7 protein-coding genes and 2 pseudogenes are annotated in these 14,646 nt (G+C 40.0%); 6 read left to right on the forward strand and 3 right to left on the reverse strand.

Annotated features, from left to right (window positions below; translation table 11 throughout):
* Nucleotides 1-375: 375 nt before the first annotated feature.
* Nucleotides 376-1,495, forward strand: a protein-coding gene (locus ON01_RS05705) for an IS3 family transposase (RefSeq protein ID WP_138919703.1) whose coding sequence is annotated in 2 segments (ribosomal slippage) — nucleotides 376-644 and nucleotides 643-1,495 — 1,122 coding nt in all. Because the reading frame shifts where the segments join, the coding sequence is not laid out codon by codon here.
* A gap of 581 nt (nucleotides 1,496-2,076) precedes the next feature.
* Complete coding sequence (gene xsc / locus ON01_RS05710; protein WP_010530052.1) at nucleotides 2,077-3,852, forward strand: sulfoacetaldehyde acetyltransferase; 1,776 nt, start codon at nucleotides 2,077-2,079, stop codon at nucleotides 3,850-3,852.
* A gap of 1,296 nt (nucleotides 3,853-5,148) precedes the next feature.
* Here the strand turns inward: xsc and mcrC are convergent.
* The 3 genes and pseudogenes from mcrC to ON01_RS05735 all read right to left on the reverse strand — a co-directional run bounded on the left by mcrC (nucleotide 5,149) and on the right by ON01_RS05735 (nucleotide 9,794).
* Nucleotides 5,149-6,185: pseudogene (mcrC, locus tag ON01_RS20190) on the reverse strand (5-methylcytosine-specific restriction endonuclease system specificity protein McrC).
* Entirely contained in the window at nucleotides 6,178-8,289 is a 2,112-nt protein-coding gene (locus ON01_RS05730; protein ID WP_010530054.1) for an AAA family ATPase, read from the reverse strand. Before ON01_RS05730 ends, mcrC begins: the two are co-directional and overlap by 8 nt.
* Nucleotides 8,290-8,437: 148 nt before the next feature.
* Nucleotides 8,438-9,794, reverse strand: a pseudogene (locus tag ON01_RS05735) (IS1182 family transposase).
* A gap of 1,077 nt (nucleotides 9,795-10,871) precedes the next feature.
* On the opposite strand from ON01_RS05735, the gene ON01_RS05740 reads away from it, so the two are divergent.
* From ON01_RS05740 to ON01_RS05755, 4 genes are read left to right on the forward strand one after another with little or no spacing between them, the layout of a single operon-like run.
* Nucleotides 10,872-11,606 (forward strand): IclR family transcriptional regulator, encoded by a 735-nt coding sequence (locus tag ON01_RS05740; protein ID WP_010530055.1) that lies wholly within the window; start codon nucleotides 10,872-10,874, stop codon nucleotides 11,604-11,606.
* Nucleotides 11,607-11,635: 29 nt separating this feature from the next.
* Nucleotides 11,636-12,730 (forward strand): TRAP transporter substrate-binding protein DctP, encoded by a 1,095-nt coding sequence (dctP, locus tag ON01_RS05745; RefSeq protein ID WP_010530056.1) that lies wholly within the window; start codon nucleotides 11,636-11,638, stop codon nucleotides 12,728-12,730.
* A gap of 25 nt (nucleotides 12,731-12,755) precedes the next feature.
* Entirely contained in the window at nucleotides 12,756-13,298 is a 543-nt protein-coding gene (locus tag ON01_RS05750; protein WP_010530057.1) for a TRAP transporter small permease subunit, read from the forward strand.
* Nucleotides 13,299-13,312: 14 nt separating this feature from the next.
* The gene (locus ON01_RS05755; protein ID WP_010530058.1) at nucleotides 13,313-14,632 is read left to right on the forward strand and encodes a TRAP transporter large permease; all 1,320 of its coding nucleotides are present in this window, start codon (nucleotides 13,313-13,315) and stop codon (nucleotides 14,630-14,632) included.
* Nucleotides 14,633-14,646: the final 14 nt, after the last annotated feature.

A 14,646-nucleotide genomic window follows, 5' to 3' on the forward strand; every position in this document is an offset into this window, starting at 1 on the left:
CTTGCTGTCCCCATAGCAAATGTTATGGAGATTTAGATAAAATGAAGTCTGAATTGAATATTGGTATTTTAGAAGCGTGCTGAAAATAGTCTGCGTCGAACTGATTCATTTATGCTGGCCTCCCGAGCATTTTCAATTTTCTATCCAGTATAGCCATATGAATCCTATTGTAGAATAAACATCAACAGGGAGAAAGTAGAAGAAAAGTTAATTAAAGACGAAAGAAAGGAATACCATTCTCATTTTAATTTTTGAATATAGTTTACGGTTAATCCCCAAAAACAGCCTTCTTTTAATAAAATGGTTCAAAACCACAACATACTATAATGGACCCAAGATTTTAGACACGAAAAAAGGAGATGTTAAGGTAGGTATATGAAACGCAAAAGATATACACCAGAATTCAAATCACAAATCGTGTTGGAAATCTTGAAGGAAGAAAAACCAATGAGCCAAATTGCTTCGGAAAACGGAATCCATGTGAACCAACTTCATAAGTGGAAAACACAATTCCTGCAAGAAATGCCGAAGCTCTTTAACAAGCAGAATGAGGACCAGGAAAAAATGAAAGCCGACTATGAAGAAAAGCTTGAAAATCTCTATGCAGAAGTCGGAAAGTTAACCACGCAATTGTCGTGGATCAAAAAAAAATCTGGCATATACCACGACTAGACGGGAACGGATGGAGATGGTGGACTGGGTAGATCCGGAACTGCCTATCTCCCAGCAGGCTAAACTACTCGGAATCAATCGTTCAAGCCTTTACTATAAGCCTGTTCAACCGTCACCGGAAGAGGTTGCCATGAAACATTGGATTGATGAGATTTATACCAAATATCCGTATTTTGGTTCACGCAGGATTGCTGAAATACTAAAGAAAAAAGGAGTGAATATCAACCGTAAAAGAGTGCGGCGTCACATGCGTGAAATGGGTATACAAGCCATTTATCCGGGTCCTAATTTGAGTAAACGCAATCTACAGCACCGTATTTATCCATATCTGCTGAAAGGAGTGAATATTACTCGGCCCAACCAGGTTTGGAGCATTGATATTACATACATTCGCTTGCATAATAGCTGGATGTATCTAACGGCCATTATCGACTGGTATTCCCGTTACATTATCAGTTGGGAACTGGATCAGACGTTGGCAATTGACTTTGTCCTGGATGCCGTACAACACGCATTCACGCACGGTACACCTGAAATATTTAACAGTGATCAAGGCAGTCATTTTACCAGCCCAAAATACATTAATCTTTTAAAAGAGCATCCATCCGTACAAATTAGTATGGACTCAAGGGGGCGGGCATTGGATAATATCATGATTGAACGCTTTTGGAGAAGCCTTAAGTACGAAGAAGTCTATTTAAAGGACTATGGGTCACCAAGAGCGGCAAGAAGCAATATAAGGGATTATATGAACCTTTATAATCATGAACGGCCTCATCAATCATTAGATTATCAAACACCGGCATCTATTTATTTCGGGTAGCCCGTACCGTTATCCTTTCCATCTTGGGCAATTATCTTTCCTGTGCCAGAACCTGTCAAGGGAAAATACGCCCTTGACAGAACCTGACACAAGAAAGAGCTAGTTAGTAAGATGGGAAAGGGAAAACAATGATAACTCACCCCCCACCTTATTTTTATAAAATATGTGTCTTGACAATGGGGTCCACCTTATACAGTGTCAAAATCAATTGAAGTACTAGTGTTTAAAAAGAGGGCATCACCTTTTTGGGAGTGAACTAGTTTACGAATAGCAATAAAAACAAAAAAAGATTCAAAAAGTAAAGAGAAAAGTATACAATAAAATTATTTGGTAGGAGTGGTTTCATGAATATCAATAAAAGTTTGAATTCTAATACAAATCGAATCTATTTTTAACAATATCCTGATAAGGAAACAGGTGCTGTGTCGCAAGCTGTTGTACCTGCGATTGCTTATCCTTTTGATACAGATGAAGGTGCATTTAAAGTGGTTACCAGAAATATTTATTTTTCAAAGTGCAAATGAATCCTTTTGAAAATCTGAAAATTAGGTTCAAATATAATATACAAGGGAGGAATTGTCATGGTATTGCAACAGAAAAAGGTAAAGGAGTCCGTGAATCAAAAGGTGAAAATGACCCCGAGTGAGGCTATCGTGGAAACACTTGTAAAAGAAAATGTTAAAGAGGTCTACGGGATAGTCGGCTCGGCATTCATGGATATGCTTGATTTATTCCCGGCAGCAGGTATCCGATTTATCCCGGTGCGGCATGAGCAAAGCGCGGGACACATGGCAGATGCGTATGAACGTGTTTCCGGAACAGCAGGCGTCATCGTCGGCCAAAATGGACCGGGGATAACCAACATGGTGACATCTGTTGCGGCCGCGAATCAGGCGCACAGTCCATTGGTCGTCATTTCTCCGTCTGCGGGTACAAACGCGATTGGCCTGGACGGCTTCCAGGAAGCCAATCAGGTATCGATTTTTAAGGACATTACTAAAGAAACGGTGCAGGTAACCAATAAAAATCGTGTCGCCGATAAACTTCGCACGGCATTTCGTATCGCTTATGCGGAGCGCGGACCGGTTCTGTTCGATATTCCGCGTGATCTTTTTTACGGCGAAGTAGAAGATGTGATTCTGGAGCCGCATCAGTACCGTGCCGATAAACGGGGAGTCGGGGACCCTGCATCAATTGAGCACGCTGTGGAACTGTTGAAGAATGCCAAAAATCCGGCCATCATTTCCGGCCGCGGGGCAGTTGATGCGGATGGTGTCGATTCTATTGTTAAAATCGCCGAACATTTAACGGCTCCGGGCGCAACGGCATATATGCATAATGACGCATTTCCGGCTAATCATCCATTGGCGGTTGGACCAATCGGCTATATGGGCGCTAAATCGGCCATGTATTCACTGCGGGAAGCAGACGTTGTTCTGGCCGTCGGTACACGGCTGTCGCAATTCGGAACCCTGCCGTGCTATGATATTGACTACTTCCCAACACATGCCAAGATCATTCAAATCGATATCAATCCGCGGCAGATCGGACGGACACATCCGGTTGAAGTGGGCATCATTGGCGATGCGAAAGCGGTCAGTGATGAGATTTTCCGTCAACTAAATTCAGTTATGCCGTCACCTGAAAAGGATAACGAACGTATGCAGGCGGTAACCAGACGAAAAGAAGAATGGGAACAGGAGCTGGTGGATTCAGCCATGGAAGATGGCGATCCGATTAACCCAAGACGTGCCTTGCTAGAGATGACCAAAGCGATGCCGGAAAATGCGATTGTATCATCTGATATCGGCAACGTTTCATCGACAGCGAATTCCTATTTAAAGTTTAACCAAACCCGACGTCATATTGCGGCACTGACATTCGGCAACACCGGTTTTGCCTATCCGGCCGCCCTCGGAGCGCAGCTTGCCGAACCGGATGCGCCTGTATTAGCAATCGTCGGTGACGGTGCATGGGGCATGAGCCTGCATGAAGTAAGTACAGCAGTTGAACAGAATATCCCGATCATTGCCTGCGTGTTTAATAACAAAGCATGGGCTGCAGAGAAGAAGAATCAGGTCGATTACTATGATGACCGTTATGTCGGCTCCAATATTGAAGCACCTGAATTCGCCGAAGTAGCAAAATCAATGGGCGCGCTTGGCTATACGATTGATACACCGGAAGATATCGTTCCTGCGATTGAAGATGTACTGAAAAAACGCAAGCCCGCGGTACTGAACATTTATGTCGATGGTACACAGCTGGCACCGCCGTTCCGTAAAGATGCCTTGAAGATGCCGACACGTTATCTGGATAAGTATAAACACTTGGATTATAATGAATCGAGAAAATAAATTAGACTATTGTTCCCCGTACTTGTTAACTGGTACGGGGAATTTCTATGTTTCGAAAAGGTATTCTGCCCGCGTTCCGACTACATTCACGACCTTAAGGTGACCTTCCGTTCATACCAGAGTACGGGAGTCTCGTATTGGCTACTTTTCTCTTAGTAGTCTGGGTGTATTTGGGTACCAGTAATTCGAATATAGAGAGTTTTGAGCCAAGAAATTCATCACTTTCTAATGGTAAACCCATAAATGCAGCTTTTGCTTCATCAGATGGGATATGGTCACTATTCTTTGCTGTTATTAAGCGAAAAGAATATATAGGTTCATTAAGAAATATGTGAATAGTGGCCCCTGCTAAAATAGGATAAGGTGTTATTATTATTCTTCAGTTAATAAAGTGTATATGGTAATTTAATTTTGTTTTGCAGAACGATAATTAGGGAAACCTTGAGTTCTTTTTAGGGATTCTTTATGGTCTTACTTAGTGATGTGTGAAACGTGTAAAGTCTGTGGAGCTTTAGCAAAGTTTTATTGCCTTTCACCCTCTACTATGCTAGGTCCTGTCAATGGAAAGTGAGCCCTCACTGGTGGGGCCCCGACCCCTTCTAGCGATCACTAAGAAGTGGCACGGCGGTAAAGGACAAGCAGCTAACGCCTGGTTTAAAAAGCGTTATTTCTATAAGTGGCTCACCCTTGTCAGAACTGGCTCATTTTCTTGTCATCGGTGGTTCAGAAAAATGGCAAAGGCGGCTCAATCCCATGGCAATATTCAATTAGAGGACAAAAAATAAAACCTCTAGCCAGAATATACGTTAGTATAGGTTTTATTTTGTCCACGATTTGTCAACATTGCCCACGAAAATTCAACGGATTATACATTTTTGTATATGTGCTATTTAAGTTTTTATTACCTAAAAGTGCATGTACATGGAGTTTGTAAATGACATAGATAGGTCAACAGTCAACAATGACTATTATTGGTACGATTAATATTTGCAAGATATAAAGAAACTCGGTATACGATATTAAAGACTTGGGGTTGAATTGGGGCTGAAATTCATTAGTTGGGGTTGGAACCTGTCATGATTCATCAGATTAGTGTATATAAAAGCCTATAAATCAGGGTTTTTCTTAGAAGGTCCGTTTCTATTTTAGAGATATCAGCAGCCTTCTAGGCTGTTGATCCCAGGCTCGAATACTGCCTTGGATGTAAAAAAGTAATCGTCAAATAATCCCCATCTGTAAATCATCAGGTGGGGATTTTATGTATGACTTCCTGTTCTCGCCATCACGCAGCAATACTTAATTTAACAAGAATCTTTCAGCCAAACCGTTCAACTGTTCTTCAATATCCGGGAAATCCATGTTCATATCCAATGTTTTGACGGCGATTCGATTGCCACTTAATAAGAATTCATTGTCCGGCACGATTTCTTCGTCAGTTTTGGCATAAAGTAAAACCCCACTCACATTTCCGGAATTTGTACGATCCTCGTTTTTTACATAGGTGAAAATCTGATACAAATTGTGGGAGTGGAAACTTTTACTGTCATAATAGCTGTTTCTTTGCATGGTATGTGCATAGTACTTAGTATCGATAATCACTGTCTTCCCTTCATATTGGAGCGTGGTATCTGTTTTCATAAGGGGCAGAAAATCGATTATACCATCATCGACATTCCAAGCAATATGAGAAGGAGAAGCATGGAATTGCGGAAAATGTTTTCGATAATATTCTAGTAAAAACTTCTCAAATAGCTGATGCATTTTTTGACTATCCAAAAATCTTGCCAGCTTGCGATTTCCTTCTTGTTCGGTAAGCAGCAGCCCTTCAATTACCAAATAACAAATGTTGATTAGCAACCTATAGGTAGCATTGTTTCGATGGTATTTTATGCGTGACCAGTGAATTCTGCGGTAGTTTATTTCATCTACATTGGAAAAATAAAGCAACAGTTTTTTAAATCTTTTTTATTTTTCCCTGAAACTTCCGGCGTCTTAATTAATAATAGGGCGGTTGTTTTTAGTATTTGATTCATATAGGAGTTTTCCGTATATTCATCAAAACTGCATACTAGCTGTTTGTTGAGCAAGGATTGCTGTTTTACAGACAGAGCAACATTAATCTTACCTCTTGGGGATGTAAGGGGTTCTGTTTTATCCTCATAGACCCTACCTAATCCTCGCTTAGTTTGATTGCTGATGCCCGTTGCTAGTATTGCAGCAAATAAATCAGAAGTATACTCAAATTCTTCGATATTCAATTTTTCATAGTTTGTCTTCTGCAAAACCTTATAGGCATATGCAAGCATATGGTAAATATTCTTAATCTTAATCATTTAGAGCACCACGTAACCTACTTGCCCATTGTTCAACCTTAGAAGGTTCATCGAACCAGTATTCATCTAATAACGGTACTAATTCATATTCTATTACTGATGACAGCCATTCATTTGTTACTTCTTCATCTGTACAAAAATAACTGTGTCCGATCTGGAATCCACTGCCTAGGGATTCATCTTGCCTAATGAAGTTGTTTAAGGATTTTACTTGTTCAATCAGTACATCAAATTTTGGATTGTTTGCTTGACTTAATATTTCCTGAAATCCATCAGAATCAAAAGCGGGCTCCAGTTTATAGAAAGCAAACCTTCTTCTAAGTGCATAATCGATCATTGCCAAACTTCTGTCTGCCGTATTCACCATTCCAAGAATGTGTACATTTTTAGGTACTGAAAATAGTTCGTTGGCATAAAGCAAGCGCAGTTTCTGTCCTCGTTTGTCTTTTTCAACAAGCATCATTAGTTCGCCAAAGATTTTACTCAAGTTCCCGCGGTTAATCTCATCAATAATAAAGAAATAATCACGATCAATATCCTTTTCTGCTTCTTTACAAAACTCATAAAATGGTCCTTCTGAGAGCTCGAATTCATCATCTGTTGGACGATATCCCATTATAAAATCTTCATAACTGTAACTTTGGTGGAATTGTACCATCATTACCCGGCTCTTATCTTTTTCTCCCAAAATGGAGTAAGCAAGCCTTTTTGCAGCGAATGTTTTACCTACACCTGGTGCTCCTTGCAGTATAACATTTTTCTTCTTTTTCAGGAGATTTACTAAACTATCATAATTACTTTTATCTAAAAATACTTCTTTGAGGAAATCTTCTTCCAGATAAGAATCGTAATCGACTTCCAATTGTTCTATCTCATCATCGTCTTCATCAATAAATAGATTTTCTAATTTCTGTACATATTCAGTATATGGAGTAATATCCGTTAGTGCCTTAGTAACGGCATCACCCGGATGTTCCCATTCCCCAGCGTCTGTCCAGTTCACTTTATGAATGTGTTTATATTCATCTCGTGTCGAATCATAAATGTATTCTGATTCCACAATACCACGTCCAATTATTCTCGACTTTCCTTTTTTAGCATAGATGGTGTCTCCTGGTAATAACTCATTAGCAAATTGCCAGGTTGCATGGGCCGCATTCATATACGTAAATTCTTGTCCATATAATTCTTTCATTTTTGTTTTCATTTCTTTTTTTGTTGAGTACTGAGTTAATTCACCCATCTCATCCCGGCCAAGTCCCATAATACCATGAGAGTAGAATTCTTCCCATTTGGAGGAACCATGGCCAGGTGAATAAATCCAGTATCTTTTTTCTTTTTTGTTTACGATGTCAGCTGAGGAGGAAGAGTCTTCTTCTCCACGCTTCTCTCCACCTGTTCCCTTTGAAGATGATTCTTTCCATGCTGCGAAAGACAACTCGGGAAAACTTTGGTGTGGTAAATAATCTTTTTGAAATGTGTTTTTAAAGTAGTTAACAAGTTGTAAGTAATCACTGGCATCAGGTAAGCTTTTTAGTTTTGTTATTTTGGTGATATCATCTGAATAGAGACTTCTGTTTTGTAATAAGTATGATCTGTTTCTTTCATCGAGGTTTATGTAATTAAATGGACGGATCCAATACAGTCCCATCGTCAGATTCCATTTAACACCTCGTTGCCTTCTTACTTTATCATAACAATCGATAAATTTATTCTTTAAATCATCGGATTGCTGACCTGCGTATTGTATTCCTGATTCAAATATCTCCCAAAGGTTTGGTATGTCATTTGGATCTCTTTGCGCTTTATATGCAAAAAACCATGCTTTCATATTGTTCAAAACAGGAATACCATCAAATTCAGTCGGAACAGGTGTCTGAACGCCAAATTTAGTGCTGAGTTCTCTTGCAATAGCTATACGGTTTTCGTTAGTAATTCCTTTGTTAAAACTTCCGAAAACTGTAAAAGGACAGATGTCTTCTATAGATATTCCTTTGTCAGTAAAAGGATACCGTATATTTAAATCCTTGTAGACCCCTTTTAGGATGGATAATAATTCTGTTCTTTTATTTTTGAATTGCAGTAGTTTGTCAGCAAATTCCATGTAAAAAGTAGTCCAAGAAAATAAACTTGTACTTGGATTATTTGTTTCCATTTATTACACGAATCAATTTCATAATTGCTCTTTTTAAAAACACAAAGACCTGCAGAATTTTTAAAATGGATTTTTTAAAATTCCTTTAAACAGGTTGTTATGCAGCCTGTTGTAGGTTTAGCTCTGCATTAATACGGTCTGCAGCTAATTTTGAAGCATTATACATCAAAGTAACGATGTCAAAATGGACTTTAGCACGTTCACCTGTGCGATTACGAACATTGTTGAGCTGGAAGAACTCCTTTAAATACGCATTAACGCGTTCCACTGCTGAACGACGGTTGTAAATAGCTTTCCAGGCTTTGGAGCCACGAGCCGGCGCTGTGTATCGTCTGAGGTCTTTGGTAATTTTCATCTTGAACACTTTTTGGCAAATACCTTCATTGGCTAATGGGCAATCTTTGCATTCCTTCGGGCTCGTGTACTTCAGTGTTTCATATTTGGCATCGTAACTATCATAACGATACGAATGCTCACGGAAACAAGTCGGGGCAAAATACTTATCAAACCCAATTGGTTCCGATTCATTCCGTTTATTATAGGCAATAATGGATTGCTGCCCCATTTGGTACACTTGCTGGTAAATCGGTTCAAAATCATAACCGGCATCCATCGTTTGATAACACAAGTTTGGAAGTGGCAAGCGTTCATCAATCCCTTTCAATAACGGAATGGCGCCTTTTCCGTCGTTCATTTTTCCTGACGAGAAAAGGGACTGTAAAATATATTGACTCGATGTACCAACCGCCAGATGGCCTTTATAGCCAAACCAGAATTCGTTTTTGCCTTCACTATTCTTCTTGACTCCCCATTGGGGATCCCGAGGAACTTCATCACGAAGTTCGGTTAAGGAAGCGTCTAATTGGGCTTCAATTTTTTTGTCATAAAGAGGCATATTAGCTTCTTTTTCAGCTTTTTCCTTTAACCATTGTTCACGCTCTTCTTTGGATTTACTGCCGCGCTTTTTAGGCTCCGGCTTTGGCTTTTCTTCTTTAAGTGGTGCCTGATCGCGTGCTTCGAAGTGAGTAGCATCGATTGCGACTGTATCATCAATGATAAAGCCTTCCGCAATGGCTTGGAGGACAACCTTTTCCTGCGCTTTTTCCAAAGCGTTTGTTTCTTTCAACTTCGCAAAAAGCCGGGAATAAGAAGCTTCAGATGGGATTGGATCAAGAAACAAGAAATCCGCAATTCAGTTTAAAGGCAATATCGTCATTTAGACGTTTGACCAGGTCTTTTATCGTTGGGATACGCTCGATGTATCGAATGAAAATGGAAATAATCATTGCTGCATAATTCAGCTCTTCCGGCGCACCAAGTCGCGATTTTTTGGTCACTTCATGGTAAATCGAATCCAAATCAATCGCGGAAATGATTGCCTCATATTTTTGGGTAGGTTCCATTTCATATAATTCTTGGATGCCAAATAAGCTCGTTTGTCGTATAATGGTCATAGGAAGTATTCCTCCAGTCTTTTTGGGACGTTTTGGTCGACTACCATTATACAAGATTTGGGGAGGTACTTCCTTTTTTATGCTTTTGAGCCCTTGCGGCAGAAGGGCTAAGAATTATGAAATTCGTTCACACTCCTAATAATTAAATAAGTCCATATCAACTGCTAGATTTAATATCTTTCTAGGTATTATTATAACTGTTTAATAGATTAAATAAAATGGAAGGTATGGTAGAACTATCTCCAGTAAATAAGGACATTTGTCCTCCCGGATTCTCACTCCCAACTTTCTTATTTTTAGTTTAATAGGAATATTGATGAGTGTCGAACTTCATTTTAGGCGGGAAAATGTCCTTATTTTGTATATTACTTTATTTATGCTGAAACTCAAAAAATGCCTGTTTATGGATTTTTAAAATTGTACAGATACCATAATATGACCCATTTAATAACTAGACTTAACGCACTTTTTCCTGTATTTTAGTATTGGTATGATTGGTCACAAGAATGGTAACGAATATATCGCAATAAACTAAAATGCAATATAAATAAAAAGAGGTATTATTCATTTGAAACTTTGGTGTAGAGGCATTCTGAACCATGTACCGCAGGCTCGAATCCTGATGGGTATATCCAAGTTTAATAGGGTGGTATTTGTCAAGGCTTAACTTCCGAAATTCTATCGTCAATCATAGGTTTTATAAATAGTTGAATAGTCAGCAAGGTAAACACCCTCTTTCCGTTTCAATATGGGAAGAGGTTTTTTGTACGAAAAAACAAACTGATTGTAAGGCGTTAGGACTGAATCACAAGGGATGTTTAGACGAAAATACGATTAAATTAACGTTTTCGGACGTCTTGGAGTATGAAATCATGTTCAAAAAGTCGGATATTTACGCGAGCTTGATTTTTTGCTTGGTTTTTTATGGTGTTTTCCATCTATTACTTAATAATTATCGATGTGTTTTCAAAAAAATCTAATGTTCTATTGACCAAATTGATAGAAAAATGTATATTATAACTATATTATCAATATTAAATATCTCATTATCAAATAATGATAATTATGGGAGGGACTATGACTGCAAACAAAGTTCTTTCAATACTGAATCTTTTTAATATGGAAAGGAAATCGCTGACTGTGGATGAAATGGCCGAATTACATTCTTTGCCAAAAAGCAGTGTATACAGGCACGTAAGGACACTGAAAGAACACGGCTACCTTATCGAACACCATAAGGGCAGGTATAAACTTGGCTACAAGTTTCTGGAGTATGCAAATATTGTCCGATCGGACATCAACATTACAGAGGTTTCTCATCCTATGATGAATGACCTGACACTGGAATTCGGCGAAACGACTATTCTAAGTGTGCTTTCAGATATCAACGCTGTTTGTCTTGCAACTTCGACTTCAAACCAGCCAATCAAGGTGTCTTCGGAGGAAGGCAAGATTCTTCCATTATACAGTGGAGCGTCTTCCAAAGTGATTCTGGCATATCAGAATGCAGATCTTCTGGATAAGATCATTGAAGGGGGACATGTACAGCGGTTTACAGATAAGACGCTTACAGATAAGACTGATATTATCGAGGATATGAAACATATCAGGGGCCGGGGATATGCACGTTCTTTCAGCGAAGTGGATAAAGGGGTGATATCTATTGGTTTCCCGATCCGGAATTCGAAAGGAAAGGTGTTTGCCTCACTGGCCATTGCTGGACCTGAATACCGAATGGCCGAGAAGGATGAAAATGTACTGGTAGAGAGGTTCAAGGAGGCGGTTGCGAGTATTGAAAAATTTTTAAAGTGATTTGTAAACGATTGCAAAGGAGGGGTTGGATGCAATTTGAAAAAAAGAGTGCAATATGCCTATTGATTATTATGGTGGTACTGTCTGGCTGTGGTAAGGCGCAAAGTGAGGTTACCGAAGATGGCTACAGTACTGACGAATATGAAATCACTCTAAACTATTCGGATCATGATCCTCCGAATGGTATGCGGACCAATTTCATTGAAAACTACTGGTTCCCGGAAATCGAGAAAGAAACAGATGGAAAGGTCGAGATTAATGCAATTTATGGTGGTGGACTGCTGAGTTCCAGCCAGGCACTAAATGGAGTCAGAGATGGTATAGCGGATATGGGTCTGATCTATCCTGACAACTATCCTAATCGTATGTTCAGCTATGAGCTGCTCAAATTATTCCCGGAAGCTCCTGACGACTTTGAAAGCATACATGGCATAATCGATCAAGCAATGAAAGAACTACCGCGTCTGAGGGGAGTCCTCGAGAAGAATAACCAAAAACCATTGCTTATTACGACAGGATTGCCAATTGTATTTGCTTCGACAACGGAGTTGGATAGTCTTTCCGATATCAAGGGAGAAGATTGGCGTGCATCCAGCAGGTGGTATATGGAAGTGCTCAAGAATATGGGTGCGAATCCTGTAAGCGTACCATTTGATGATGTATACATGTCATTGCAGACAGGTATGATCGACGGGGTCATGACCAATTATGATGGATTTCATATGATGAACTTCTATGAAGTTGCACCGAACATTATTGTTGCCCCGAGCCTATGGTGGTCTGCACCGTTTATTCATACAATCAATCAGGATATGTGGGATCGACTTCCAAAAGATATACAAGAAGGGATCATGAGGGCGACTGAATCAGCCCAGAAGGAATTCGCCAAGGTCTATCAGCAAGAGCTCGAGGAAACGATCCAGGAACAGAAAGAAGCGGGTGCCAATGTGAAAATCGCCAGTGACGAAGATATTGCCATGTTCAACGACGAAAAGTTGTTTGAAAATTTGAGGGAAACATGGGTTAAGGAAGCGAAAGAGGTTCACGGTATTGAAAATGCTGAACAGTACGTTGAAGATATGGAGCAGATTGTGAATGATGCATTAGAGGATTCTGAGGAATAACTGTGTAGTAGGAAAGGAGCAGACCATGAATTTTATCAATAAAATAGATAATATTTTTAAACTAGTTAATAAACGTCTCTCTGAATTATGCGGCATTTTGTTGTTTATCATCATGATCCTCTTGGTCACAAACGTTGCTTCGAGGGAAGTTGGGTATGCAATTGAAGGTCTTTCGAACCTGTCCGTACTCGTGCTAATATCAGTGGTCTATCTAGGTCTTTCGACGACGGAACAGCATAATCAGCATGCAGCTGTCGAGATTTTGGATCACTGGCTCAACAAGAAAAGTAGGAGAGTTTTAGATATTCTTGTTAACATTATCAAGCTGGTTACGATACTAATCTTCCTATATGCCGCGTTCGATAATTTAATATTCTCATTCCAATCCAAGGAAAGTTTTCCAGGTGTGGTCACTATCCCAATCTGGCCTTCAAAATTGGCGCTTGTGGCTGGATTGCTCTTCTTTGTACTGCAAATTCTATTGAACCTGTTGAAAGCAATCATCGATCCGAACTACGGGGATGACGAATCCGATGATTCATCAAAAGATTTGACAGCAAACTTATAAAAAGGGGGTAAAGCATGCTGGATATTACTTTTATCGGAATCATATGCATTCTACTGCTGTTGATTTTTATTGCTATCGGAGTACCCGTGGGTATTTCATTCATCACCAGTGGACTGATCAGTACTTTTCTTATCTTGGATGGCGCCAGAGCTATTGCCCTGCTCGTAGGCTCTGCACATAGTTCGATTGCAGCACCTAGCTGGGTTGCTATCCCACTATTTATTCTATTGGGGGCGCTGGCGGTGCAATCCGGATTGGCTACTAAAGCATTCAGAAGTGCAGATGCCGTTGCATCAGGGATTCCGGGATCTGTTGGTATTGCTACGTGTCTCGCTACCGCCGGTTTCGGGGCAATTTCCGGGGCATCCATCGCGGCTACTTCTATTTTCGGAAAGATGGCACTTCCGGAAATGAGAAAGCTTGGTTACAACAAAAGCTTTTCTTCGGGCATTATTGCCTCTGCGGGTACATTCGCTTCCATGATTCCACCGAGCATGATGTTCATTATCTATGCGCTATTTACACAAACTTCGGTTGCAGGACTATTTTTTGCTGGAATCATCCCGGGTCTACTCAGTGCGGTGATTTACTCGATTTATATCTATATTAGATGCAAAAACGATCCAGCCATGATGAAAAGGCAGAAGGCACAACCTGAACTGACTGTGAAGCAGCGTTTCAGTGCAATGGGCGAATCTTGGCCTATTATACTTGTCGCAGTTGCTTTGCTGGGTGGCATCTATACCGGTATATTCACACCGACGGAATCCGCTGCGGTCGGCTGCATACTTATTGTGGTTATCGGCTTTATACAGGGTCACTTTCGTAAATTCGATGCATTTTCGGGAGCCCTGCGAGATTCTGCTAATACGACATCCATGGTGTTTCTGATTAACATTGGGGCATTATTTTATGCGAAAGTGTTGGCATTAAGTCAAATGCCTGCAAACCTCACATCGTACTTTGTGAATCTTGATGTGCCACCTATTGTTATTATTATCATTATATCCCTGATTTTCTTTTTACTAGGAATGATTATGGTTCCAATTGGGATCTACGCTCTGATTCTACCAATCGTGGCACCGATTGTTTCAGGTCTTGGATATGATTTGATATGGTTTGGTGTTATCGCATTAAAGCTTACGGAGATTGGGGCGGTGACTCCCCCGGTAGGCCTAAACGTGTATGCACTGAAAGGCGTGGTGTCTAGAGATATCACAATAACTGATATTTTTAAAGGTGTCACACCATTCGTGATAATAGATATTTTCGTGCTAATCGTTCTGATTGCCTTCCCGATTCTTTCGCTGTGGCTGCCGAACTTACTATTCTAATTTAAATAAAAGGA

The sequence above is a fragment of the Lentibacillus jeotgali genome (assembly GCF_000224785.1).
Classification (GTDB): Bacteria; Bacillota; Bacilli; order Bacillales; family Amphibacillaceae; genus Lentibacillus; species Lentibacillus jeotgali.

Excerpts from the sequence above, each read along its gene's own strand:
- dctP (WP_010530056.1), top strand. The coding sequence starts at position 11,636 with ATGCAATTTGAAAAAAAGAGTGCAATATGCCTATTGATTATTATGGTG.
- ON01_RS05750 (WP_010530057.1), top strand. The coding sequence starts at position 12,756 with ATGAATTTTATCAATAAAATAGATAATATTTTTAAACTAGTTAATAAA.
- ON01_RS05755 (WP_010530058.1), top strand. The coding sequence starts at position 13,313 with ATGCTGGATATTACTTTTATCGGAATCATATGCATTCTACTGCTGTTG.
- ON01_RS05730 (WP_010530054.1), bottom strand. The coding sequence starts at position 8,289 with ATGGAATTTGCTGACAAACTACTGCAATTCAAAAATAAAAGAACAGAA.
- ON01_RS05740 (WP_010530055.1), top strand. The coding sequence starts at position 10,872 with ATGACTGCAAACAAAGTTCTTTCAATACTGAATCTTTTTAATATGGAA.
- xsc (WP_010530052.1), top strand. The coding sequence starts at position 2,077 with ATGGTATTGCAACAGAAAAAGGTAAAGGAGTCCGTGAATCAAAAGGTG.